Here is a 24388-nt window from a genome sequence, read left to right on the forward strand (position 1 = left end):
GTGGTCATTTTTGATTCAAGCCCCGGTTTTACAGGGAAAATAAGGGTTTGGAAGATCATTTCCGGTGGTCGGAATCAAAAATGACACCTGCGCAAAACGGGAATCCGGCAGTCGAAAGCTTGGTTCAAGAAGTGCGATATTGCGTCTTGTAAGCACTTGGCGCCATGCCTTCGTATTTGTGGAAAAAGCGGTTGAAACTGCGCGCGTTTTCATAGCCGACGGCGGAGGCAATCTCCGTAATGGTTCGTTCGTTTTCCAACAGCAGCTGCTTGGCCTTCTCGATTCTAAGCTTGTTGAGCGAGTCGATCAGGCTGGAACCGTTCATCTCGTACACGATTTTCCGCATGTACGAATAGCTGATCCCGATCTCTTTCGCCATATCCTCGAACACGACATCCTCGCAGTAATGCTCGCGCAAATAATGCATGATCCGGTCCGCGTGAGACCGACTTTCTTCGTTCGCCGGCTTCATCGCTCCGACGATCCCCGCATAGAAATCATGAATGTACGTCTGCAAGTCGTCCAGCGTATCCAGCGACGCAATCGTCGAATAGACGCTGCCTCGACCGGCAACGGTTCGGGCCGCCCGGCTGTCCGTTTCCTGAAGATGCTTGATCGTGACGCCGACCAGCTGATTGTAGATGAACAGGATATTGTCATGGGAAATGTAATCGGCAGAGCGGATATCTTCGGCGATTCGCTCCAGCTCGGCATCGATTTTGTCCAGATCGCCCGCATCGAGGAAGTTGAGAATCCGGCGCTCGCTGCAATCCGGATACATGTACTTCATTTCGCGATTTTCTTCCTCCTCGCTGTAATGAATGCCTCCGCTGCCCGCGATCATGCGTTTTTTGACGGCTTCCAGCGCTTCGGCTGCCAGGTCCGGAATGCTGGTCGTCCGTTTCGCGCGCCTGCTGACGCCGATCGTCACCGTATGTTCCAGCAGCTCGGCTGCCTTTTCCCGAACCCGCTCGATATATTGGTGAATCTCGTCGCGGCGTTCCTTGCTTTCTTCTTGGCCGTCGTTCAGAACCAACGTGAAGTAGCCGTCGCCGCGATACAAAAACTGCCCGATTAGCCCGTCTTCGAACAAACTGTCGCAATAGGCGCTCAGCAGATGGCGGTGGTAGCTTCGGGTCTCGGAATTATGCTTGCTGGAATAACCCCGATAGCCGTCGATCGAGATCGCCACGACGAGCAGATAGGTATAGGGAAACACATGCGAAGCCGCTTCATCCGCTTCTCCGCGCAGCAATCGCTGAACCGTCAAGCTGCGCGCGTCCCGCTCCCGTTCCCGCAGCAGTTCGTGCAGCTTGGCCTCCTCGCCCTGCATCCGGCGGAACGCCGTTTCCAAAAACGCGAATTCGTTCTGGCCGGGCACGCCCAGATAACCGCGCAGCGTCAGCGTACGCACCAGTTCGCGGGCCGGCTTGGAGAACCATGCGGCCAGGAACAAGGTAGCGAAGGCTCCGATAAAGATCACGATCACGGTCAGCACGATGATGCCCCGCTGCTGCGTATGGGTTCGGGTTAACAATTCCTGCACGGAGTAGGTACTGAGATGCGTCCAGCCGAGGGCTTCGGAATTCGTCCAGGCATAAAGCACCCGATCCCCGTCCGTTTCTCCGAACGAATAACCGTCCACGGAGACTTTTTCCCTCAGCACGTCGAAAAAAGGCAGCACGTCGGCATCGTTCAACAGCAGGCTTTTATCGGCATGGGAAATCACTTTGTTTTTCGAATCGATCAGCGCATAGTTCGTATTCGCTTCATTCGAAGACGACAAATAATCTTCCAACTGACTCTCGCGCAAATTGACGACGATCGTTCCCCGGGTCGTCGTCGATAATCGGCTGAGCGGCAGCACGTAGGAAACGACGGGTACGCCGGATTCCAACTTGCGCGGATACCAGATGCCTTCTATCCCCCGCTGTTCCTTCAGCGCATCCTCAAGCCAGTCCATAGGCTCGTATCGGCTCAAGGTCGTGATGCTTCTGTCGGTAGAGACCACGTAATCGGAATCTTCCAGATAGAAAAAAGACGAAGCCACGCCTTCCGCCCGGCGATTCAGGTTGGTCAGCTCCCGCATGATCGCCATCGCGCGGCTGATATTGCCGTAATCCGCGCTCAATGCTTCATAAGTGGGAAAAGGACGAATCCGGTCGAACGTCCCCGTAGCCGACAAACGGACCGTGTCCTGCGACAGGCTGTTGAGCGCGCTCTCGTTCAACCTGCGGCTGGCCACGAGCTCCGCAAGCGAAGAATCGGCAATCTCACGTTCGGAATTGCGTAGGCTCTGCTCGCTGCTATACCAAGTCAGGATACTGACGGGAATGACCATCACAATAAATAAAATGCAGGCTAACTGCAGTGTCATCGGGAAACGTTTCAAGGTGACACCTCCGCTTCTTAACAGGTTGATTAACCTTTTGGTAACGCTTACAAATTTGCTTTTGTTAATGACTACCTTATATATTAATTTATGACCCTCTGGTTTGTCCACGTATGAATTCTTTGATTTGGCCTGTTTTTTGTGGTTAGGTGATCGAGATTTGTTTTTAAAATACAATCCGGATAACTTTTACAGGATTTTTCCCATTCGACGAGTAAGTATTAAAAAGGAGTTGAGCATGGCTTGCGACGCCCATATTTTTGAAAAGGATGATTTGATGAACCTTCCTGCCGAACATCGCTTCAACGTTGCCAGACCTCAAGATACACCGGACTTCCCCGGTAACGCCCAGCCCTGGGCCGACGCTTTGATTCCGTTCTCGCTTTCCGGCGAGGAAGCCGAAGAACGGTTCCGCGCTTGGAGCAAAAGTCGACGTTTTACGCCGCGTTCCTTTGTTCGAGAAGCCTCCCTCAGTTCTGCGACTCCCGTATTCCTGCCGTTCTGGTCATTTTCGATGGGAACGCGTTCAACTTATACGGCAGAACGCGGAGACGACAGCACGAACTATAACACGCATACCCGAACCGATTCGAACGGTAACACCGAGACTTATACGGAAAGCACGACGGTAACGAATTATCATGCGGTAAGCGGAGATCACGAACAAATTTTCGAAGCCGTGACGGTCCCGGCTTCCGCGCGTTTCGACATTAAACTGATCGACAAATCGGCAGCATTCGATTTTTCCGCGCTTTCTCCTTGCTCTCCCGGCTACATGCGAAGCTGCGTGCTTGCGGCACCCGAAGTCGCTTTCCCGCAAGGCTGGGAAAGCGGCAAAGCACGTATCGGGCGTACCCTGAAAGACGCGATCACGCGAAAAATCGGCGGAAATTCCGTAAGGGATTTGAAGATTCAAACGGATTATGCAGGCCCGCGTTTTCGACGCGTGCTGTTACCTTTTTACGCCTTCCAATACGAATACCGCGGAAAACGCCTGGCCGGTCTGGTTAACGGTCAAAACGGCACGGTCGCCGGGGATGTGCCGCGCAGCGGGATGAAGATTTTGACAACGATTCTGATCAGCATGGTTATAGCAGCTTGGATGTTGTATTTGCTTGTTCGCTGAACAAGAAATTTGCAGGCACGACCCGACAAAAAAAACGCCGCTTGCCCACAAAGGGCGAACGACGGTCTTCTTTTTTCTGTCGGCATGCCTATTCCGCGCGCATATCCGTCACCCGCATGTTCCGGCTGAACACCGCGCCGTCGCTGGACAGCTTGAACGACGGGTAATCCCGGTCCGCTTCCAGCTTCATCACCGGATCGAACTGCTGCTCCTGCTGGCGGTCAGTCCAGACTTCGAACGACTCCGACTCCACCGCGATGTCCGTGTCCCACGGCTTGTCCGCGATCTGAAGCGTCACGACGCCGTTGCAGCCGCAGTTGATCGTATCGTACACGAGCCGCAAGGTGCCGGGACGCTCGCCGATTTTTTCTTTGATTTTGCTTTCCGTGTAATCGTCCATTTGAAGGCGCATGAATGGTTTCCCTCCTAGTATTGTGACTGTTCTTTTATTTTACCCCTTTTTCCGATAAAAAAGCGGCGCCTGCCCCGTCACTTCCTTAAACACCCGTCCGAAATGCGTCACGCTCCCGAATCCGACTTTCCGCGCGATGACGTTCACCTTGAGCGACGATCCCAGCAGCAGCGTGATCGCTTCCTTCACCCGCACGCTGTTCACGTATTCCACGAACGTGAACCCCGTCGCTTCTTTAAAAGAACGGCTGATGGAATACGGACTCACGTACAGCCGCTCCGCCAAACGCTCCAGCGTCAATTCCTCCATATAATGCTCGTTAATGTACCGGACCACCTCGAAGATTCGCTCGTGCATCGGATTCGACGCCGCCGGCTGCTCCTCCGTCTCGACCGGAAGCTGACGGCAGCAGGCGATGAGCAGCTGCACCGTCAGCGCCCGCGCGTAGTCTTCGTATCCCGGCTGCTCCTCCTTCATCTCGCGCATCATCTGCTCCGCCAACGCGTCGATCGCGGCGGAAGCGTAGGTCCCTTTTTTCAACAATACATAATCCCGCTCGAACAACGGACGCAGCCCTTCGGCTCTCGAAGGACCGTCCGCGGTCAAATACCTCTCGTGCACGTTGACCACCAACCGCTCGTAATCCGGCGTCTCCGCGTGGGTCGTCCGGTGCAGTACGTTCGGCGCCACGACGACGATATCGCCTTCTTCGATTACGAACGTGCGGTCTTTGATAAAAAACTTCCGCTCTCCGTCCATCATGTAAAAAAACTCGTACGTCGCATGGAAATGGCTGGTCGTCATCCGATAACTCGGCCCGTTCCGGTAATGCACCAAAAAAGTCTCGTTTCCGTTATCGTAATACAGTTCTTCCATGCGCGCGCCTCTTTCCGTTTCCGACTTTCTTTCCATTATAACGGTCCGGCGCATGATCGCAAGATCCGAGAAGAATTCGCGAATTCACGCAAAATATGTACAGTTCGTTGTGCTACGATAATCGCATATAAGAACGCTTACATCCTAACGGACAATCCCCCAAATTCAATGAAAACGGAGCGAAGACAATGAAGCTAAAGACGGAAAAGGTTGACCTGAACGTGCTGATCGAACGCGTGACCGACTACACCCTAGACATGGATCTGACCTGGGATTGGCCTTGCGGCGTCGCCTATTACGGCGTCAGCCGGGCTTACGAAGCGACGGGCAATAAACGCTACCTGGAGCGCATGGTCGCTTGGGTGGACGAATATATCGAAGCGGGCCTGCCTCCGGTCTGGACGGTCAACGCCTGCGCGATGGGCCATATGCTGCTGACGCTGTACGCCGAGACGAAGGAGCAGAAATATCTGGACCTGATCCTGAGCAAAATCGAATATCTGGAAAAAGACGCGCTGCGCTTCGGCGATGGAGTGCTTCAGCATACGGTATCGGCGAAAAACGATTTCCCCGAGCAGGCTTGGGCGGATACGCTGTTCATGGCGGCTTATTTCCTGCTGCGCGCGGGCGTCATGCTGGAGCGCAAAGACCTGATCGACGATGCGCTGCATCAGTATTTCTGGCATATCAACTACCTTCAGGACGAAGAAAACGGGCTTTGGTACCACGGCTACAACAACATCAAGCAGGATCATATGTCCGGCCTGCACTGGGCGCGGGCGAATGCGTGGGGCGCGTACACGATGGCTCGCGCCGCGCGCGGCCTGCCCGAAGCGTATCTGTATCCGCCGATGATGCATATCTGGAGCTCGCTGCGCGACCAGTTGGCCGCGATCAAAAAGCTGCAAAAAGACGACGGACTCTGGGGCACGGTGCTTGACTATCCGGATGCGTACGGCGAAGTGTCCGCCACCGCCGGAATCGCCGCAGCCATGGTGCTTCAAGGCAATCCGCTGCACGGCAAGTACGTGCAAAAAGCGCTCGACGGCGTTATCGCCAACATCACGGAAAAAGGCCGCGTGCTGAACGTCTCCGGCGGCACCGCCGTCATGAACGATATCGCGGGTTATCTCGGCATCGACCGCAAATGGGCGCAGGGCTGGGGCCAAGGACTCGCATTGGCGCTGCTCACGGCCGTGTTGGAAAATCAGGAGCAGGAGCGGAAGATCGCGGAGAATCGGAAGAAAGCCGCGTCCGATGCAGACGAAAGCGCCAAATCGGAGGATACATCGGAAAAGACGCCTCAGGCCGCAGCAAGCGGTTCGAAAACGGATAAGTAAAACGAACATATTCCTGGTTCTGCATCCCTGCCCAATAGCTTGACCGAGCCAATAGAAGAAAGAAGCCGAAGCCGCTCAAAAGAAGTGGTTTTTCGGCTTTTTCCCGTATGCGAATGTTTGCGCGAAGCGCGACCGCTGCGCTGTCGGGCGGCGCGGCGAATAGGTTTGAACGAAACTTGCATTTGCGGGAGCGGCATAGCAATCCTCCTTAATCAGCATGCCGACCACGGAACTTTTTCGAAAAAAATACAATCGGCGGCGTTCTTATACGTAATGAACGCCGCCGCATGGATTTAGTTGTAAATATTAGCTTTCATTTGATAATATAAATAAGCTAAGTTGCTTTATACAAATAAACCATAAATCATTTTTATGCATATATTATAGATTTTAAACGAGAAGAGGAACTTGGAAATGCAATGGACAAACTGTCCTCGATGCGGGAGCAACAGAGTCGCATTCCGACATAGAAAAGCAAAAAAGCCTGCTTATGGCTGTTTAAGCCTCTTACTGATCTTTCTATTGTTTATCCTTCTTTCCGTGTTTTCGGAATCTTCAATTCCTTTCGCTTCTTCACTTATTCCTCTTCTATTTGTCCCCTTCAGCGTCTTCATTTTCATTTATTTAAAAAACAGAGCGGACCGACAAAAAAAAGCTTTCCAGGAAGCCAATACTTATTTATATTGCAAAGATTGCGAAAACTTATTTCGAGCAAAAAAGCAATAAGATGTGCCTTTGCAAAAAATTCTCCTTTACTCGCAAATGTTCCGTATCGTCTTCGCTGCCGAATCTCCTGCGCGAAGCGTGATATCCGGCTTAACCCCGTCTTCCGGAATTTCCGTGCCTCGGCGGTCGATCCAGATCGCTTTCCAGCCCGCGCCTTTCGCGCCGACGATATCATTCGCGTAGGAGTCGCCGATGTAATACGTATTCTCCGGTTCGATGCCGAGCTGCTGCTCGACATGACGGAAAATCCGCACGTCCGGCTTCATGAACGCCAACTCGCCGGACACGACGACGTCCTCGTACTTGATCCAATCGTAGATGCCGAGCTGCCGCACTTTTTTGCGCTGGTGCTCTGCCGGGCCGTTAGTGATTACTCCGAACTTCAGTCCGTGGTCCCGGCAGTAGTCCAGGGCTTCCCGCATATCCGGCGCAGGCTCGAGTTCCCCTTGCGCCGACGCGTAATCCTGTTGGAATCGCAGCGCTTCTTCGCGGGAAATCTCGACGCCCATCACGCGAAACGCCTCCGTGATCCGATACGCGTGCATGTCTTCGAGCGACATCTCGCCGCGCACGGTCTGCTCGAACACTTCGTCGCTGAAATGCCGGTTGTGCCGATACAGATCGTCCAGCGACAACTCCGCATAACGTTCGAAGTTGCGGTCGAATGCTTTTTTAAAAGGAATAATCTGATCGTAGATCGTATCGTCGATATCGAAAATAAAGTTGTACATCGAACATTCTCCCTCCAGCCAAACTTTTCTTTTTATTTATTCTACTACAGCCGAGCGCATCGCCTTCTCCTTTTCAACTTTAATCAAAGATGCGACGACGATCAATTCACGTTGCTAGATCCGCCCAAGTAAAAACCATGCCGAAAGATCGCCGGGATCTCTCTGCATGGTTTTTCTTTTCATATAATCCGATTCTTAAATCAATTTATGCCGATACCATTTCCGTCCCATGAACCGCCAGATGAAGATGCCGCCGCGAATCGCCCATTCGGCGTTCATCGCGAGCCATACGCCGAGGATGCCCATATTCAGCACGATGCCGAGGATATAGCCGAGCACGACGCGGAACAACCACATCGACAGCATCGAGATCAGCGAGGTGAACTTGGCGTCTCCTGCCGCTCGCAGCGCCGACGGGATCATGAAGCTGATCGACCAGAGCGGAATCTGCGCGATCGTATTGATCAGCACGATCAGGAAGATGTCGTCCACGATCTCCGCCGGAGGATTGAACATGCTGATCAGCGGATGGAACAGCGGCAAGATGATCAGACCCATGATGACGTAGAAAAAGGAGCCCAGGATCACGAACGATTTGGTCAGCTTTTTCGCGTCTTTCACGTCCCGGCGTCCCATGCACTGGCCGACGACCGTGATCAGCGTGAGCGACAGCGCGTTGGCCGGAATCTGCATCACGCCCGCCAAAGCGCCGCTGATCGCGTTCGTCGCGATCGCGTACGTGCCCATGCTGACGATGAAGATCTGGGTCAGGATTTTGCCGCCGTTGAAAAACATCTGCTCCGCCGCGAACGGCATGCCGATGGTGAAGATCCGTTTGAGCATATCGAAGCCGACCGTGAAAAAGTCCCGAATGCGTATCCGCAGCTCGGCATCGATCTTGATCAAGTAATAGACCGCGCACGCCGCCGCAAAATAACGCGAAATATTGACCGACAACGTCATGCCGAACACGCCCATATCGAGCACGTTGATAAACAGCAGATTAAGCCCGACATACGGAAGGTTCATCACGAGCGACAGCGCGAGCGAAGCGCGGGAACGGCCGATGCCGCGCAGCGCGCCGCAGACCGCTTCGACGAACGCGAGGCCCAAGTACGACAAGCCGCTGCCGATGATGTAGGTGCGCGCCAGCTCCATCACCGCAGGCTCCGCCGAACCGAACAGCACGTTCAGCAGCGGATTGTGGAACACGATCATGACGATCCCGATGATTGCCGCAAGCAGCGACACCGCCGAAGCCGACCCTGCCGTCGCTTTGGACACCATGATCGAGTTGCCGCTGCCTTTGTACTGCGCGACGACGACCGTACCGCCCGTTGCTACCGCGACGAAAATGCTAAGCAGGAACACGTTGAGCGAATCGACCATATTGACCGCGCTGACCGCATCCACGCCCGCCGAACTGATCATGGCCGTATTGACCAGGTTCAGCCCCACGATAAAGATCTGATCCACCAGCAGAGGAATGAATAACGCGATAATCTGCCGGTAATCGATCGATCTGCCCGAGAGGTATTTCTCCAGCAGCGCATTCCCCCGTTTGATTCGTATGTTGCTTTCTGCCATCTCCAACCCTTCTTTTTCCCGAAATTTTAAACATGCAAATACTGACTATCCGACTTTGAACCTCTCAATACAAAACAAAAAACGCTCTGCGCGGTCTTGGCGACCGGAGAGCGTGGCTGACTATCGTAATCGTTTGTTGCGTTTTTCGCGGGTACGACCCAAGTGCCGAACAGGCTTTTGCAGCCTTTTTCGACCCTATGTCAGTTCTGTCAGTTCCGCCACGTCCGCCAATATATCATGATTCCCCGGAAAAGACAAGGCGCTGCGGGCCATTCGGTTACGCCGGAAGCCCTTCCGGTTCCGCTTGCCGCGCGTTCAGTTTCCGGTTGAACGGAATGAACAGGATCAAGCCGAGCAGGCAGGTAATCAGCTCCGTGACGGTCATCGACCAGATCACGCCGTGCATGCCGAACGTCGCATGCAAGACGATGATCGTTGGGATGTACAGCACGCCCTGCGTAATGGACATGATCATCGTCGGCGTGCCTTGACCGGAAGCCTGGAACAGCGTGAGGAACAATCCGGTGAAGCCGTTGAACAGCGCCGAGATCAGCATCGCTCCGAGAATATACCCTCCGACTTCAAGCACTGCGGGATCGCTGGAGAACAATCGCAGAACCGGGTCGCGCAGCAAATACACCAATCCGACAAAGACGATCGCCACGCCCCCGATGATGCCCGCCGCGGCTTTGAAGCCGGCTTTGAAACGAGCGATATTCGAACCGGCGTAGTTAAAGGCGAAGAACGGAATCAAACCGATAAACAGCCCCATCGCGAGGAATTCCGGAATCTGCACGATGCGAAGTCCGATGCCCGCCCCGGCCAGCACCTGTGCGCCGTATTCGATCATGTAATGGTTGAACAGCAGCGTGGTCACGATCATGAACGCGGATTGGAACAGCTCGGACACTCCGATTTTGTATACTTCCAGCTGATCGCGAATCGACAAGCGAAAATGACTCATGAAGCCGCGCAAATGATCGCTTTTCTTCTGTAAAAAATAAACGTAGTAAAGCGCAGAGCTCGCGTTGGCCAGAATCATGGCGAGAGCCGCCCCCATGACGTGCATATCCAGTCCGAGAATGAGCAGCGGATCGAGAATCAAGCTTAGCCCCGTGCTGATAAAAATGCCATACATCGATTGTCTGGACGCGCCTTCCGAACGGACGAGTTGTTCCAGCGTGAAGTTCATGACGATCACGAACCCGCCGCCGATCAGCGTCATGGCGTAAATTTTCGTATAGTCGTGGGTAGAGGCGTCCGCGCCGAGTCCATTGACTAAAGGACCGATAAACAGGAAGGAAATCAATGCGATCAGCAGCCCGGCGATCAAGCTTCCGTAAAAGGCGTAACCGGCGATCCTTTTCCCTTTTTCGGGCGTTCCTCCTCCGACGAGCCGGGTGATAAAGGTGCCTGCGCCGACTCCGAACACATTGCCCGCCGCCATCAACACGGTGAAGATCGGCAGCCCCAGCGTGATCGCGGACAGCATGGACGTGTTGTGCAGCAAACCGATAAAGTACGCGTTGATGACGTTGTACACGGTGCCGACTGACATGCCGAGCATCATCGGAATCGAGAGATGCGCGACAGCGCGTCCGATCGGCGATTTTTCCAGGTAGTATTGATTGGATTTCTTACCGTTTGCGGTTTCTGTAGTACTCATGGCGAATGCCTCCGTTTAATATGATTACTTGCACAATTATTCATATATATGAGTTGAACGGCGGGCTCGGCGATCTTGCTCGTTATTCTTGCACTTGTTTAAGGTGTGCATCGAATGATCAAACAGGCCGATTCCCACGCGTTATTTTTTAAAGGTTGTCGCGGACTTTCTCCAGCAGACGGAGCAGCGTATCCGCTTCTTCGGGTGTCAGGCCTGCCGTTACGCGATGCTCCAGTTCAAGAAAGACGTTATCGAACTCGGCGATCAGCGGCGCGGCTTGTTCGGTAACGTACACCATTTTTTTGCGTTCGTTGCCTTCGGGCACGACACGTTTGACGTAACCCTTTTTCTCCAAGCCTTGCAGCATGCTGGTGATACTCGCGTTGGTGCGGCTGAAGCGCTTAGCCAAGTCGTTTTGGATGATGCCTCGCTCTTGGAACATGTAGATGTAGCCGAGCATTTGGCCCTGCTGCGGGCTCAAGCCGAGTTCCGATAGACGGTTATCCGCGGAAGGTTTCATGCGGATCGCGATGTCGCGGAATAAGTTGGAATACGGAGTGGCTGCGCGTTGACGCTCGTCGACTTCCTGAAGAGCTTCGTTCGGCGTTGCTTCGTTGTTTCTTTTGTCGGGCATGATGGGTGCTCCTTTGTTTGAATATATAACTGTTAGAGTTCTAACCATGAGATTACTATAATTGTTAGAGTTCTAACTGTCAATAGTCTAAGTGTGAAAAGTTGAAATGAAAAATAGACCTGTATTAAGGTCTGAGGGTAGATCCTATTCGTTGATTGGCTTCGCGGGACGCTGCGGGAGGAATTCGTTAGCGGATGCTTACGAAGTGCCTTTCTACGAAAGGCTTTAGGTCGCGTGTTGTATTTGGGAAGCTGGATTGAAATTTTATAAGGAAGCTTCCCAAATACAAAGGCGAACTATAGCATAGGCTTCCGAAGTGCATTTCTTCGAAATGCTTCAGCTCCTACACTGAATTCCTCCCTCCGCTAGGTCGCTTAAAGTGATTAGAGCTTCATAACATTAATATTTTCAAAAAGTATTATTTCACTTCGTTATTATTCTAGTAAGCAGCACGTAAATACAGCTATAGAAGACTTCGTATAGGTTTTACTTATTGGTTTTTAGCTGTTAAGGTCAAACGCATAGCCGCTTAGCCCGCCACTTTGAAAGTGGCGGGCTAAGCGGCTTGAGAAACTCCACCGTAGCTGGAAGCGAGAAGACGGAGAGAGAAATTCAGTAAAGGAGCGTTAGCGATCGCCTTTGAAATTGAGAAATAACCTTATAAAAGTTAAATCATCATTTCTCAATTTCAACACGCGACCGAAACGAATTTCTCTCGGAGTCTTCTCGCTTCCCACGCCAACGTGACTTTCGAAAGCTGCCTTAGCCTGTAATTTTTAAAGCAGCAGGCTATTAACGACATTCGGTTAAATAAAGTATATGTTTTGTCAAATGCGAGTAAGCTTATCATCAGCCAAAATCAGATACAGTTCACGGATACGAAGGTTATCGTTAGCGGATTCTTCGATTAGAAAGCATAGGGTCGCCATGACTTGGTCGCCTTGGCGGAATACGAGTTGGAGTTCGCCTCCGAGTTGCTCGAAGGAAGGGGTCCATTCTCGCAAATGGGCAAAGATACGTCGTGAGGTGAGCAAAGCCAATACGCCTTTGCGGCCGACCATCGGGCGGACGACGGTGCGGAGTTCCCGGCCGCCGCCGTCGGCGGTGAAGACGGGCTGTTCGGCGAGCAGGTCGATCATGCCGCTTATATCGTAGGTCGCGAACGCGTCGACGAAGCGGCGGAGAAGGTTGGCGCGGGACTCTCGGGATTGTTCGGTTCGGCGCGAAGGGGCTGCGGTCACGGCGGGTTCGGCTTCGAGAGAGCGCTTGACCCGACTGTAGAGTTGTCTGCATCCGGCTTCGGTGCGTCCGGTCATCTCGGCGATCGCCGCATAGTCGTACCGGAAAGCTTCGCGCAGCACGAACACGGCGCGTTCGCCGGGCGAAAGCCGGTCCAGCAGCACCATGTAGGCGTAGCTTAACATATCGCGCTGCTGCGCGACGGCTTCGGGATCTTTTTCTTCGCCGCTGATCGGCTCAGGCAGCCATTCGCCGATATAAGTCTCTTTCCGGCTGCGTGCGGAATTCATCGTGTTGATGCAGGCATTCGTGATCATGCGGGCAATATAAGCCTTCATATTATCCACATTCCGCGGCTTGCGTCGGTGCAGTTCCGCAAAGCAATCCTGCACCGCATCCTCTGCTTCTTCCGCCGATCCCAACATTCGATAGGCGATAGCAAACGCATATTTGCGGTACTGGGCATACAACGTCTCCAAAGGCGGCATTGCGGTGCCGGTTTCTACCGCTTCCGGTTCCGATGATTGTTCCTGCACGGTCATCGGCTTGCTTCCTGCCGATTCTTGCTTCTTTTGCGTCGTTTCCGTGGTTTTCATCCTACTTTCCCCTCTCCCTCTCCGGCCCGATACGCCTTATTCTATAGACCGTTTACTCCGACCGAACGTGACGAAAAATCGCCAAGACTTTACCGGAATCCGGATAAACGAAAAAAGACCCGAGCCTCTGATCAAAGTCAGAAACTCGGGCCTTAATGACGAAATAAGGATGCGGTCGAGAGGACTCGAACCTCCACGGTATTGCTACCACACGGACCTGAACCGTGCGCGTCTGCCAATTCCGCCACGACCGCATATCTTGATGTTCGCGATTACCTCGCGAGCACAAGAAATAATATATCATGATCCTACGAAGTTGGCAAGAATTATTTCACGCTTTTTTTAAAATTTCATCGATTTCTTTTTGCAGGACAAGATAACGATGGGTGCTGCGCATGATCGCCACCTTGGTCAGCTTGTTTTTATCCACGTATACCTTCATTTGGTCTTTGTTCAGTCCCAGCAAATGTCCCGCTTCCGTCACGGTCAATACCTGCTCGTTGCTTGTCTCGTTAAACGTCTTTTTCACTTTCAAATTCCAATCTTGGAACATGCTCATAGACGTACCTCCTGATTTCGCTCACGTAAACGCCGAGTGCGAATCTTTCCATTATATCACACTTTAACGTTATACAGGACTAAAACAAAAAAGCAGAATAAACGCCCAAGCCCCGTTTATCCTGCCCTTCAATGCTGAAAACGGCCTTGCTTGATGTTTACTCCGCCAGCTCGGCCGCCTGCGCCGGCGTCAATGCGCCTTCATACACGCGCAGCTCGTCCAGTTGTCCTTTGAACGGCGCGTCCCACCAATTGACGCCCAGCGCGAACGTGCCGTTTACGCCTTCGGCGAACAGATCCGGGAAGCCGCTTCCCGAGAATTTGCGTTCGCCGTTCACATAGACCGTCAGCGTGCCTTCATCCACGGAGAAGGATAGGTGCGACCATTGTCCGGCCGGAATTTTTACGCCGGTCACGCCGTCATACCAGCTCGTACTGCCTGCCCAAAGCATGGTCTGATCGCCTACCGAGCCTTTCGGCAGCAGGCTGAGCCAATGGGTATCGTCTTTGGCTCCGAAGAAAGTCGTCGTGTACGCGTTCAGCTGTTCCGGCTTCATCCACAGCGCCACCGAATACGACGAGCTTTGGATCAGGTTATCCGGCAGCTTCACGCCCGAGGCGCCGTCGAACACGACCGCTTGCCCTGCTTTTCCGGCCGCGTAACTCAGATTTCCGCCTGTTTTGCCGATGCGGTCGCCGGTCGCGCCGCCTTCCGCAAACGCGCCTTCGCTGTCCTTCAGATCGTTTTCAAAAGCGTAATGCGCCGTCAGGCTCGCGCTTTCGTAAGGGAGCACGGTCACTTCGAACGTTACCGTTTTCTGCGCGCTTCCCTTCACGATCTTCGCCGTCAACGTCGCTGCCGCGGCAGGTTGTCCTTCTTCCGGACGGGTGACTTTGCCCTCAGCCGAAACGACGTTCTCGTTCGAACTGCTCCAAGCGATCTGCGCATGACGGCTGCCCGTCGCCGGCAGCGTCAGATCCGCCGTTACTTTGCTCGTGTCGCCCAAAGTTAATCCCGATGCGACATTTTCAACAACTTGCTCGTCGCTCAGATCCGCCAGGCGCGTGCCCCAAGCCGCTTCGCCGGATCCGGACACCGCGGTAAAGGTCATGACGTTCGACTGCGAAACCGGGTCCCACTGACGCAGGAATACGCCGTCGAACTCTTCTTTGCCGATCGTGATCTTCGCCTGATTGCTTGCGTTTTTGCGCCATTTCCCTTCCAACGCCCCTGTTACGGTTCCATTTGCGTTCAGACGGATAAACTGCGTTTCTTCGATATCGCCGGAATAGGCTTTGCCGTGATTCACGTAAGCGTAATCGCCAGCGATATCATCCTTTTTCACGGTGGACAGCTTCTCGCCCGTATAGCGGTAAGGCGCCACGACCGGCCAGCCGTCTTTGTTCATGAACATCTGGTGGATGCGCAGCTCGTGCGTCTCGCCCTGCTGCGGGAAGCGCGCGTGGAACACCAACAGCATCTGCCCCGTTTTGCTGTCCGTGTAGACCGAGTTATGGCCCGCCGACAGATACCCGTAGCCGATGCCTGTTCCCGGATCGCCCGCTTCGCGTTCGAACAGGAAATTGCCGATCAGCTTGTTGCCGTATTCGGTATTTTCGGTTCCGGCCGGCAGCACCGCGTTTTGGCCGAGCGAGTCGGTGTACGGTCCGTCGATGTTTTTCGAACGGTACACGCGCATGTTGTAACCGCCGGTCGCGCCGAGCCCGCCGTACGTTTCGTACAGGTAATAATATTTCGTGCTCTTATTGTATTCGATATAAGGACCTTCGCCGGACTTGCCGTAGCCGCCCGCGATTTTGGTGCCGAAGTAACGGTCGATCATGCGTCCGTCCTTCGTGATGCCGTCTTTGCCCGGGAAGATCGGTTCGCCGGTCTTCTTGTCGATCTCCAGCAGGAAAATGCCGCCCGACCATGAACCGTACGTCATCCAAAGCTTGCCTTTGGTGTCATAGGACAGCGCCGCATCGATCGCGTTCGGATACTGCTGGTTGTTGTACGAACCGTCCGCGTTAAACCAGTTTTCGTTTTCGCCCGTCAGCTTGCCGTCGTCGATCAGCTCGTCGATGCCGGTGTTCGTCCACTGCTTGTTCACTTTGCTGTTGGCGTCATACGCTTCGTTTTCCGTAAACCCGGAATACATCACCGTGCCGCCGTACTCGTACGGGCCTTCGATGTTTTGCGATACCGCGTACCCGATCGCCGAACGGATATACGTGGAAGAAGCGCTGTAGTAGATCATGTACGCGCCTTTCGAGCCGTCTTCGTTCACATAGTCTTTGTTCCAGAACACGTCCGGTGCCCAAACGGAAAATCCGCCTTTGCTGTCGGAATCATTTTCGCCCGCCCATTCGAACGAGCCTGCCAGATTTTTCGACAAATCGCCGTACAGCGTATTTCCAGGCGTAGTGTAACCGTTTGCAAAAGAAGTCCAGTTCATGAGGTCTTTCGATTTTGCGGCCGCGATATGCGATCCGAACACGTAATACGTATCGCCTTCTTTGACGATCGAAGGATCGTGGACGGAGACGTTCGAGAACGTCGGGGGCGTATCGGATGCCGCGGCATTAGCTTCGCTTCCGCAGCCGGACGCCAGCGGAGCGAGCAGTACGAGCGATAACAACAGCGAAGAGCTGCGAATGAACTTGCGTTGCTTCATGTGGATCGGTTCCTCCTTTGAAGTTGCGAGAAATGGGCAGACGGCATGAGCATCTTTCGTGTTTCTCCTATCCATTTCGCCGCAATGTTTCGTTCTCCTTCATGTTTTTAAAAATAAATAACAAAAACATTAACTAAATAAGCCTGTAAGTTCAGCAATGGTAGCGTTTTCTTGAATACATGTAATTCAAATTAACATTATGATTCAGCATCCGTCTCTGCTTTTTGTTCTTTTCGCTTTCGATCGTCGGCGTGTTGCATGGTTGACGCCAGAGGTGTACGGTGGTGGATAAAGCATTCGTCTATTGAAAAACGGATGAAGCCGCGTCTGAACATGCGTCTTCGTCACAGGAGGAAGTTGTCGTGAATAAGCTGTATCTGGTCATTCCCTGTTATAACGAGGAGGAGGTGCTGAGCGAGACCGCCAAGCGGCTGAAAGCGAAAATGAACGCATTGATCGCAGCAGAACGCATCTCCCCGGCAAGTCGGATCGTGTTCGTCGACGACGGCTCCCAAGACGGAACCTGGACGATGATCGAGAAGCTGCACGCATCGGATCCTCTGTTCGCGGGCATCCATCTGGCGCGCAACCGAGGACATCAAAACGCGCTCTTGGCAGGCCTGATGCAGGTCAAAGAACATGCCGACGCCGTCATCTCGCTCGATGCCGACTTGCAGGACGATATCGACGCGATCGACGAGTTCGTGGCGCGGCACGACGAAGGCTTCGACATCGTGTACGGCGTGCGCCGGGTGCGGGAAAAAGACTCCCGGTTCAAGCGTACGACGGCTCAAAGCTTTTACAAGCTGATGCGTCTGATGGGCGCGGAACTGGTCTACAACCATGCGGATTATCGCCTGATGAGCCGCCGCGCCTTGGACGGACTGGCCGAATTCGGCGAAACGAACTTGTTCCTGCGCGGCATCGTGCCGTTGATCGGGTATCCGTCTACCGCCGTCGAATACGAGCGCAACGAACGGTTCGCGGGAGAATCCAAGTATCCGCTGAGAAAAATGTTATCGTTCGCCTTGGAGGGCATCACTTCGTTCAGCATCAAGCCGATCCGGATGATCACGACGCTCGGCTTTCTTATTTTCGCGGTCAGCCTGGTCATGTTGGGGTATTTCCTGTCTGTTCACTTCGCGGGTCGCACGGTGCCGGGCTGGACGACGATCGCGATCTCGGTCTGGGCGATCGGCGGCCTGCAATTGCTCGGAATCGGCGTGATCGGCGAGTATATCGGGAAAACGTACCTGGAAACCAAAGCGCGTCCCAAATTTATCGTGGAACGCATGATCGGGGTGTCGGATCATCGGGAGTTCTCCCGGGAACATGCGGATTCCAAACGGGCGTGACCACTAACTCCCGCACATTCCAATATTCAAAAAAAGTGCTGCCGAACCGCTTTCTTTTAGCCGCAAACGGTATGGATCGTACACCGTTCGGGCGCAAAGGCAGCGGATTCGTGCAGCACTTTTTCTTTTGCTGGCGATCAATTATTTAAAACAAAGTTGTGCAGGTCCTTTCGTTCATTGTTTCAAACGCTTGACCGGACGCAGCACCGCATATCCATACCCTTCTGGAAAGTGGCGCTGGTAATTGTACAGATCGGCATCTTCGTTCCACGCATAGCCCAACTCGGACGGATCAAAATTCCACGCGGTCTGCTCGACGACACGCTGAACATCGCCATTTTGTTTCAGATAATCATAGGGCGGATGGAAAAAGACCAAGTAATCGGAGGCTGGAATGTCTTTTCGTTCCATTCCTTCGGGCACTTCGTCTTCATAATCCGCCGCGACCGGGATGCCGTACAGATAACCGCGTGGCCCTTCTCCGGTGTTCCCTGCTTCGATCCACCCCGCCGTATGCCCGATCTGCCCGGGAAGCGTTTCGTGCGACAGGCTCTCGATCGTGCCGCTTACTTCGTCGCAGTCATGCCCGTTTTTCCAAAAGTCTCCGTAATTATTCACCTTCGCATCCCAAATCCCGATAAACCGATGGGCCGGAATAGACTCTACCTTAATCTCTGCCTGCCGCGAACGAACTTCGCTCATACGCCCTCGCTCCTTTATCAGATAATGATAAGGAGAGAACACTTCCGGACGAACAGCCAGCCGGATCGGCTTCGGACACTTCCGGTAAGCCTGCGGCGTGACGCCGAAAGCCCGGAAAAACGCGCGCGTCATCGCCTCATGCGACGAAAATCCGTAGTCTACCGCAATGTCCAATATCCGGCGATCACTGTCCCGCAGCTCCAGCGCAGCCAGGCTTATCCGCCGAAAACCTACATAATCGCGCAAAGTCACGCCCGTCAGTCGATGAAAATGTCGGGTGCAGTAATAAGGCGAATAGCCCAACTTTTCGGACATAAGCGGCAGTAAAGGCGTTTCCCCGACATGCGTGTCGATCCAGTCGATCATCTCCTGAACCCGCTCGTTCCATTCATACATGGCGCCCCCTCCTTTCTCGTTTATCGTATCCGAATCCGCACAGGCTCATTTGATCCCGGTTGCACAGTTTTTTCAGAGCAACGCCAAACGGGTATTTTACACCTTAGAACAGAGATCGATGCAAAAAGGAGTGGAGACGATGTTCGGACTGTCCGACCTGCTCTCGTTGATCGTATCGGCATTTATCATTTTGCCTGTCGTGGTGTTTTTCCGGGAAGCGGGGTATCTGATCGGCAGCGTGTTGTTCGGCGCGGTGAATCCGCGGGTTACGCTCGGTTCCGGACCGCGGTTGTTCAAAATAGGCATCCTCGACGTACGCCGATATTATCATTTGTACAGCTGGTTTTCGTATGACGAGTTGAAAAGGGAAAGCCGCTTCGCTTATGTCTGTCTGTATGCGGGACCGATCTTGGCGAATTTGGGATTGGCTTTCGTCATTAATATGCTGCTGGCCAACGGCATCATCGACTGGCGGGAAACGTTTTGGAATCGGCTGATCTTTTATGCGTTCTACTATGCGTTGTTCGATATCATACCGATGCGCACGACCAACGGCAAACCCAACAACGGGAAAATCATCTATGACATGCTGCGCTACGGGCGCCGGACCGACTACAATCACGAGCCTTTCCTTCCCTCCACGAGCGAAAGCGAAAAGCTTTATTTGCAAGAGATGGAAGCGATCCAGAAGCAGGAGGAAAGCGATCCGATTCTGAAAGAGAAAAAAGCGCGGCGCATCAAAACGAAGGAGCGCTTCGGACGGCTCGGGCAGCGGATTTATCCGAAAAGAAAAGTTAAGCCCGGCGTGCAGCAGCAGGAAAAAGTCGCATCCGCAGAACAGGACTGCGATCAAAAAAACACGTGAACGTCAAACGACCCCGCCTTCCGCCGAGCAGCGGAAACGAGGTCGTTTTTTTATGGGCAAATCCCAGTATGATCAGCCGAGGCGGTTTAATACGGCTACGCTTACCGAGTTCGCGGGCAGCTTCAGCACGGTCGTACGGCCGTTCGTACCGTCTTCAAGCGTAAACCCGCTTTCCGCAGGCACGACCTGCTCCGCGTTTTTCTTGTTCACGTTCGGCATGTTCAGCAGCGAAGCGTCGCCTGCCAGCGTCACGAATTTGGCGTCGGCGGAAACGTTCAATCCGTCGAGATTCAGGCGCGTCTGCTTGTCCACCACGTCCGCGTTGACCAGCTTGATATACACATGTCGCGCATCCGCCGTTACCGAATGGAAAATGTCGCGGTTGTAGGCTTCCAGCTTGTAATCCAGCACTTTGCTGGTCCAACCGGCTGCCGGATCGGCATAGGAACAGATCAGACGGCGTCCGTCGCCGCCGCCGTAATTGACGGTGATCGTATAGTCGCGACCGTCTTCAAGTGCTTCATGGCTCGCTGCGCGCAGATTGCCTGCCGCCGTGCTGGACGAGTAATCGCCGAGCGTATAGCCTTCGACGCCCTGCTTGTGCACCTTCACGCCGGTGGCGCTGCCGCCGTAGCCGATCGCGTATTCCAGCACGTCTTTGTTGTCCGGCGCGATGTCGGTCAGGCCGACGCCGACGTAGAAGCCGTCTTCGCCGGAGGATTTGGATGCGACGACTTCGACCGTGTAATCCGTCCATTCGTCATTTGATACATATAGTCCGTTTAGCCCTGCGCTTTGCGGCTTCAACACCAGACCGCGTCCTTGCTCCAGCGTATAGCCTGCCGAGCCGGGGATGACCTGCCAGATCGGATTCAGGCCGGAAGCGATCGCCGCGAAGTCGGTCTCAAGTAGCACTTGGCCGTCTTTGTTCGATGTAACTTTGACGCTTCTCACCGTCACTTCCGCGTTACCTGCCGCGATCTCGATCCCCCCGCGAGGAATCAGATCCACCGGCCTGCCGCCGCGGTACGTGGAGAATGACGTCGGCAGTACTTTGTCGCCCAGGTATTTCGCGTACATCTGCTGCACGTAATAGTTCGGCGTGAACCAGACGCTCTCGTCGTCGAACCAGATGCAGTCCGGCGTCCAGCGGTAGGTGCCGTCGGTCAGCACTTTGTTGAACAGCGGCGCGTAAGCGGCCAGGCGCACGACGTCGGCGTTATTTTCGAATCCGGTCATGATCGCTGCTTCCGCTACGGCGCCTGCCAGCGTATTTTTATCCGTGGACGCATACTCGCCGACGAATACTTTCGACGTCTCTCGCCAGTTGATGCTGCCGTCTTCGTTTTTTGCCCGGAAATAGTAATTGTAGCGATCCGCGTTGTTCAGCAGATAGTCGTTCGAACGGTAATAATGCTCGTCCGCGATCGTATCCATGTAATTCGGCTGCTTGGCGTACCAGCTCACCTGCTCCGAAATGACCTTGTCCCGATCCGCGAATTCCACTTGCGCCGAGCCTTCCAGATTGCCGCTCAGGAACTTCCAGCCTTGCTGATACGCGTCGTCGTCGGCCTGCGCGCCTACCGTTGAGATAATATGCAGTTCATGCTCCGGATAATGCTTTTCCATATATTCGTCAATGCGCGTTTTGAATACTTCGAAGTTGGCGAAAAACTCGCTGCCCCAGTTCTCGTTGCCCACGCCCAAGTAGCGCAGGTCGAACGGCGCTTCGTGCCCCATTTTCCGGCGCATCGCGGCCCATTCGTTGCTTTCGAAGTCCATGCTGATCGCAAAGTCGATCAAGTCCGTGAAGTTCTGAATATAGTAATCGCGCAGTTCGCCGCCCGCCGGATGCGCATAGTCGGAACGGGCCTGACACAGCACGCCGCACGCCATGACCGGAAGCGGAGTCGCATTCAGGTCTTCGGCCAATTGGAAATATTCCATGTAACCGAGGCCCATCGTCATCATGTAACCCCAGACGTTGAAGTTTTCTTTGCGCAGCTCGATATCGTCCACGGAGTCTTTCCAATCGTACACGTTATCCCAAATAAACGAGCCTTCGGAAATGCAGCCGCCCGGGAAACGCAGGAACTTCGGATGCAGCCCCGCCAGCGCTTGTACCAGATCGCGGCGCAGACGGTAGTTGGGGTTGCCCGCGTAGTTGGCGTGCGCGGACGGCGAATTCGTTTCCTCGGCTGCTCCCCAGACATCGCGCGGCGTCAGGGACACCAGCTCGATCGAAATCTCGCCTTCGAAGGTCAGCGCAAGTTGACCCAGGACGTTTTGCGAACCGGTGAGTACCAGCGACGAAGTCGTAACGCCGTTCGCCGGATAAGGGACGCCGTACTTTTTCCACGTACCGCCGCCTTCGATGTTGACCGTGACGATATCGCTCGCCGCTTCGCCCGACGGATCTTGCAGCTGCAGCGTGATAATTCCTTCCTGCTCGGCTTTGGCCCAGATCGTGAAGTCGTACTGAGCACCCTGACGAATATTCATCGCGTAACCGCCGTTGGTATCGTTGAAGCCGCGGTTATAGATCGTCGCTCCGTCCGCCACGGTGACGTAGTAGCTGTTCACGTCCGGATCGGAGGAACCGAGGAATTGACCTAGCGTATCCGTGTTTCGCGGCGTCATCTTGTCGATATCGCCGTACCACCACAGCAGCGGCTGGCGGTTGCGTCCGGTCGAGCAGCCGCAAGCGCCGGAGGCATGCGAGTAGGTATCGAATTCGAACGCTTCGAACGAACGGTTCTGCACCATTTCCGCATAAATCCCGCCGTCTGCCGCATTATTGATGTCCTCGTAAAAGAGTCCGTACATCACTTCGCTGACGTCCACGACGCCTTCGACTTGTTCTCCGCCATGCACGGTGATCGTGTACGGAGGCAGCTCGGACGGAAGAACGGAGACGTCGAAGCTGCGATCTGCCCGGCCCGTTCCGACGATGAGCGCTGCCGTGAGCGTGGCGGCTTGAGGTTCTCCCGCGCCTTGCGGCCATACTTTACCTTCGTGCGATACGGCTTCCGGTCGGCTCGATTGCCAGCTTACGTTCACTTTCCCGCCCATCAGCGACGTCGGCAGATCGATATCGCTTGTTAAAATGCGGGTCGGGAACACCAGATACTTGTCTGCCGCCAAGCGCACGATCTCTTCGTCCGTCAGCGATTCGCACATCACTTCGATGATTTCGTCGGCCGACAGGCCGGCCGCGTACACGCGGAAATCGGAGACGGAACCCGCGAAATCGTCATCCGTCGCAAACTGCGAACGCCCGATATAGTTGCGGCTATAATTGCCTTCGTCCGCGAAAGTATCAAACCAACGACGAAGCTGCGCGTAGTTCCCGCTCGACGTCTGGCTGATCGAGCCGTCAGCCGCCGCTTCGCCGTTCACGTAGACGATCGGCCCAGCGCTGCTGAGCGTGCCGCCTTCCGTTCCGATCACGCTCATCGCCACGTGCATCCATTCCCCGCGCACGAAACCGCGTCCCGGATCGGCAACCAAGTCGCCGCCCGCCGACAACGTGGCGCGCATGGCACGGGTCAGGAACAAAGACGGCGCGCCTTCGCTTTTGCCGAAATCGCAGATGCGTTCCCAGACGCTGGTTCCCGCGTCGAAGCGAACCCAAGCGGTAACCGTCACTCCCGTGTGATCGCTTACATTTTGCAGCAGATGACTCGGCAGTTCCAGGTAAGAAGAGCCGCTTCGGCCTCCGCCGAACGTCGCCGCGGATCGGCCCGCGACGTTAGAGACGACCGGAAGCGAACTGCCGGACGGTGCCGCGTTCAGTTCCCGGCCCGAGTAATCCCGTCCGATGTCCGAAGCTTCGTCAAACTTGTACCATGCAATAAGTTGATCGCGAAAAGAAGTCATGGATAGTCTCCTGTCATGAATAGATTTCTGAATTAAGTTAATAAAAAAGTTAATTAATTTAATTTATTATATTATATAGTTAATCATATCGTGTTGTACGTACATGTTCAAGCTTAAATCGTCGCAATGAAAAAAGCCTTGAAAAGAGAACGTCGAGCGTCCCCGTTTGGCAAGGCTTTTTTTAAAGTCTATTGTTTTGATGTCATATTGAATCACATGAACAAAAATCCTTAACGATCCGGTTATTTTCGCTCCGCTTGCAGTTGTTCGAGCACCGATATGGTTGTTTGCGTTCGGACATGCTCGTCACGATCGTTTTCCAGGCTTTTTTCCATCTTGAGGACGGCTTGAAGCGTGACTTCGTTTTCCGGCTTTTGCAGATTTTCGCCCATTAACGTACGTACTTTGTTAATCGACTGCTCCGTATTGTCGATGCTGCGCTTCAAGCTTTCCCGCTTTAGCTTCTGCTGCTTGAGCTGCCCCGCGATCGTATCCGGCGAATCCGACAAGCTGACGGTTCCTTTTTCCGTCAACGAATACGTTACGCCGGCGATCGCTTCGGCCACCTGCGTTCCGCCGAGAAAAATCAGCACGGCAAAGGGAGAGCGTCACATCGAATGCGACCCTCTC

17 protein-coding genes and 1 tRNA gene are annotated in these 24388 nt (G+C 54.0%); 4 read left to right on the forward strand and 14 right to left on the reverse strand.

Annotation, left to right across the window (positions count from 1 at the left end; all coding sequences use genetic code 11):
- Positions 1–124: 124 nt before the first annotated feature.
- Positions 125–2392 carry an AraC family transcriptional regulator gene (locus HRQ63_RS17345; protein ID WP_172246021.1) on the reverse strand — a complete coding sequence of 756 codons (2268 nt, stop codon included), beginning with the start codon at positions 2390–2392 and terminating at the stop codon, positions 125–127.
- 238 nt (positions 2393–2630) lie between these two features.
- Here HRQ63_RS17345 and HRQ63_RS17350 point away from each other — a divergent pair, with 238 nt between their 5' ends.
- Positions 2631–3518, forward strand: a complete 888-nt coding sequence (locus HRQ63_RS17350) for a hypothetical protein (protein ID WP_172246023.1) — start codon at positions 2631–2633, stop codon at positions 3516–3518.
- 88 nt (positions 3519–3606) lie between these two features.
- Here the strand turns inward: HRQ63_RS17350 and HRQ63_RS17355 are convergent, their stop codons facing one another.
- Both HRQ63_RS17355 and HRQ63_RS17360 read right to left on the reverse strand, forming a co-directional pair.
- The gene (locus HRQ63_RS17355; RefSeq protein WP_172246025.1) at positions 3607–3930 is read right to left on the reverse strand and encodes an iron-sulfur cluster biosynthesis family protein; all 324 of its coding nucleotides are present in this window, start codon (positions 3928–3930) and stop codon (positions 3607–3609) included.
- 39 nt (positions 3931–3969) lie between these two features.
- Positions 3970–4806 carry an AraC family transcriptional regulator gene (locus HRQ63_RS17360; RefSeq protein ID WP_172246027.1) on the reverse strand — a complete coding sequence of 279 codons (837 nt, stop codon included), beginning with the start codon at positions 4804–4806 and terminating at the stop codon, positions 3970–3972.
- Positions 4807–4994: 188 nt separating this feature from the next.
- On the opposite strand from HRQ63_RS17360, the gene HRQ63_RS17365 reads away from it, so the two are divergent.
- A complete protein-coding gene (locus tag HRQ63_RS17365) occupies positions 4995–6146 on the forward strand; it encodes a glycoside hydrolase family 88/105 protein (protein ID WP_172246029.1) in 1152 nt (383 codons plus the stop codon).
- Positions 6147–6898: 752 nt separating this feature from the next.
- Here HRQ63_RS17365 and HRQ63_RS17370 read toward each other — a convergent pair.
- The 8 genes from HRQ63_RS17370 to HRQ63_RS17405 all read right to left on the reverse strand — a co-directional run bounded on the left by HRQ63_RS17370 (position 6899) and on the right by HRQ63_RS17405 (position 16561).
- Positions 6899–7603 (reverse strand): HAD family hydrolase, encoded by a 705-nt coding sequence (locus HRQ63_RS17370; protein ID WP_172246031.1) that lies wholly within the window; start codon positions 7601–7603, stop codon positions 6899–6901.
- Between the two features lie 195 nt (positions 7604–7798).
- Positions 7799–9190 (reverse strand): MATE family efflux transporter, encoded by a 1392-nt coding sequence (locus tag HRQ63_RS17375; RefSeq protein WP_172246033.1) that lies wholly within the window; start codon positions 9188–9190, stop codon positions 7799–7801.
- Between the two features lie 277 nt (positions 9191–9467).
- Positions 9468–10856, reverse strand: coding sequence for an MATE family efflux transporter (locus HRQ63_RS17380; RefSeq protein ID WP_172246035.1), 1389 nt, complete (start codon positions 10854–10856; stop codon positions 9468–9470).
- Between the two features lie 148 nt (positions 10857–11004).
- Entirely contained in the window at positions 11005–11490 is a 486-nt protein-coding gene (locus tag HRQ63_RS17385; RefSeq protein ID WP_172246037.1) for a MarR family winged helix-turn-helix transcriptional regulator, read from the reverse strand.
- Between the two features lie 827 nt (positions 11491–12317).
- Positions 12318–13325, reverse strand: coding sequence for a sigma-70 family RNA polymerase sigma factor (locus tag HRQ63_RS17390; protein ID WP_229714243.1), 1008 nt, complete (start codon positions 13323–13325; stop codon positions 12318–12320).
- Positions 13326–13495: 170 nt separating this feature from the next.
- A tRNA-Leu gene (locus HRQ63_RS17395) sits at positions 13496–13579 on the reverse strand.
- 77 nt (positions 13580–13656) lie between these two features.
- Positions 13657–13884 (reverse strand): MerR family transcriptional regulator, encoded by a 228-nt coding sequence (locus HRQ63_RS17400; protein ID WP_172246039.1) that lies wholly within the window; start codon positions 13882–13884, stop codon positions 13657–13659.
- A gap of 157 nt (positions 13885–14041) precedes the next feature.
- Positions 14042–16561, reverse strand: a complete 2520-nt coding sequence (locus tag HRQ63_RS17405; RefSeq protein WP_172246041.1) for a LamG-like jellyroll fold domain-containing protein — start codon at positions 16559–16561, stop codon at positions 14042–14044.
- Positions 16562–16923: 362 nt separating this feature from the next.
- Here HRQ63_RS17405 and HRQ63_RS17410 point away from each other — a divergent pair, with 362 nt between their 5' ends.
- On the forward strand, positions 16924–17916 hold the full coding sequence (locus tag HRQ63_RS17410; RefSeq protein WP_172246043.1) for a glycosyltransferase family 2 protein: 993 nt from the start codon (positions 16924–16926) through the stop codon (positions 17914–17916).
- A gap of 174 nt (positions 17917–18090) precedes the next feature.
- On the opposite strand, the gene HRQ63_RS17415 is transcribed toward HRQ63_RS17410, so the two are convergent.
- A complete protein-coding gene (locus HRQ63_RS17415; RefSeq protein ID WP_172246045.1) occupies positions 18091–19014 on the reverse strand; it encodes a helix-turn-helix domain-containing protein in 924 nt (307 codons plus the stop codon).
- A gap of 139 nt (positions 19015–19153) precedes the next feature.
- Here HRQ63_RS17415 and HRQ63_RS17420 point away from each other — a divergent pair, with 139 nt between their 5' ends.
- The gene (locus HRQ63_RS17420; RefSeq protein WP_229714244.1) at positions 19154–19879 is read left to right on the forward strand and encodes a hypothetical protein; all 726 of its coding nucleotides are present in this window, start codon (positions 19154–19156) and stop codon (positions 19877–19879) included.
- A 72-nt stretch (positions 19880–19951) separates the two neighbouring features.
- Here HRQ63_RS17420 and HRQ63_RS17425 read toward each other — a convergent pair whose 3' ends face one another.
- Positions 19952–23758 (reverse strand): alpha-L-arabinofuranosidase C-terminal domain-containing protein, encoded by a 3807-nt coding sequence (locus HRQ63_RS17425; protein ID WP_172246047.1) that lies wholly within the window; start codon positions 23756–23758, stop codon positions 19952–19954.
- 242 nt (positions 23759–24000) lie between these two features.
- Positions 24001–24324 (reverse strand): hypothetical protein, encoded by a 324-nt coding sequence (locus tag HRQ63_RS17430; RefSeq protein ID WP_172246049.1) that lies wholly within the window; start codon positions 24322–24324, stop codon positions 24001–24003.
- Between the last annotated feature and the right edge of the window lie 64 nt (positions 24325–24388).

Origin of the sequence: Saccharibacillus endophyticus, from assembly GCF_013185185.1 — a bacterium.
Lineage (GTDB): Bacteria > Bacillota > Bacilli > Paenibacillales > Paenibacillaceae > Saccharibacillus > Saccharibacillus endophyticus.

Excerpts from the sequence above, each read along its gene's own strand:
- HRQ63_RS17385 (WP_172246037.1), bottom strand. The coding sequence starts at position 11,490 with ATGCCCGACAAAAGAAACAACGAAGCAACGCCGAACGAAGCTCTTCAG.
- HRQ63_RS17420 (WP_229714244.1), top strand. The coding sequence starts at position 19,154 with ATGTTCGGACTGTCCGACCTGCTCTCGTTGATCGTATCGGCATTTATC.
- HRQ63_RS17380 (WP_172246035.1), bottom strand. The coding sequence starts at position 10,856 with ATGAGTACTACAGAAACCGCAAACGGTAAGAAATCCAATCAATACTAC.
- HRQ63_RS17350 (WP_172246023.1), top strand. The coding sequence starts at position 2,631 with ATGGCTTGCGACGCCCATATTTTTGAAAAGGATGATTTGATGAACCTT.
- HRQ63_RS17365 (WP_172246029.1), top strand. The coding sequence starts at position 4,995 with ATGAAGCTAAAGACGGAAAAGGTTGACCTGAACGTGCTGATCGAACGC.
- HRQ63_RS17400 (WP_172246039.1), bottom strand. The coding sequence starts at position 13,884 with ATGAGCATGTTCCAAGATTGGAATTTGAAAGTGAAAAAGACGTTTAAC.
- HRQ63_RS17405 (WP_172246041.1), bottom strand. The coding sequence starts at position 16,561 with ATGAAGCAACGCAAGTTCATTCGCAGCTCTTCGCTGTTGTTATCGCTC.
- HRQ63_RS17355 (WP_172246025.1), bottom strand. The coding sequence starts at position 3,930 with ATGCGCCTTCAAATGGACGATTACACGGAAAGCAAAATCAAAGAAAAA.
- HRQ63_RS17390 (WP_229714243.1), bottom strand. The coding sequence starts at position 13,325 with ATGAAAACCACGGAAACGACGCAAAAGAAGCAAGAATCGGCAGGAAGC.
- HRQ63_RS17425 (WP_172246047.1), bottom strand. The coding sequence starts at position 23,758 with ATGACTTCTTTTCGCGATCAACTTATTGCATGGTACAAGTTTGACGAA.
- HRQ63_RS17360 (WP_172246027.1), bottom strand. The coding sequence starts at position 4,806 with ATGGAAGAACTGTATTACGATAACGGAAACGAGACTTTTTTGGTGCAT.
- HRQ63_RS17370 (WP_172246031.1), bottom strand. The coding sequence starts at position 7,603 with ATGTACAACTTTATTTTCGATATCGACGATACGATCTACGATCAGATT.
- HRQ63_RS17375 (WP_172246033.1), bottom strand. The coding sequence starts at position 9,190 with ATGGCAGAAAGCAACATACGAATCAAACGGGGGAATGCGCTGCTGGAG.
- HRQ63_RS17415 (WP_172246045.1), bottom strand. The coding sequence starts at position 19,014 with ATGTATGAATGGAACGAGCGGGTTCAGGAGATGATCGACTGGATCGAC.